We start from the raw sequence: 450 nt of genomic DNA on the forward strand, positions 1-450 counted from the left end.
ACTGCGATTGGTATTGCTGGTCGCCTTCATGGCTCGGGCTGTGTAAGCGCCGTTTTGATTGATGAGTGGCGTCTCCGACTGAGCACTGGGCACAATCTCCCCGTACACGCTGCTCACTTTGAAAGTCAGGTCACCAATATTCGCGCTCTCGGCCAGAGGCTGCAGGCCATAGTAGCGAGCGGCATCGGCCACCTGTGTGGTCTGGATGCGGGTGTTGGCGATACCATTCTGAGGGTCGGTGCCTGCCGGGGAGGCAATACCACCGGGGAAGGTGAACTTGAGAGGGGTGGAGATCGACAGCTCCAGCCTGCGCCGCTCAAAATCCACAAAGGTGCTTTCCGAGGAGGTATAGGTGAAGGTTTCGAGGCTGGCATCGACACCGGTCAGGCGCACATACTGCTCCTCCCCTGTCGTCTCATCCAGAAGACGGAAGACTTCTCCGATTTCCGG

1 protein-coding gene is annotated in these 450 nt (G+C 58.4%); it reads right to left on the minus strand.

Features of this window, described 5'->3' with window-relative positions; genetic code table 11:
- The coding region (locus E1189_RS22215; protein WP_230459841.1) for a hypothetical protein at nt 1-450 on the minus strand (450 nt) is incomplete at both ends.

It is taken from the genome of Parendozoicomonas verongulae (assembly GCF_009711465.1).
In the GTDB taxonomy this organism is placed as follows: Bacteria; Pseudomonadota; Gammaproteobacteria; order Pseudomonadales; family Endozoicomonadaceae; genus Sansalvadorimonas; species Sansalvadorimonas verongulae.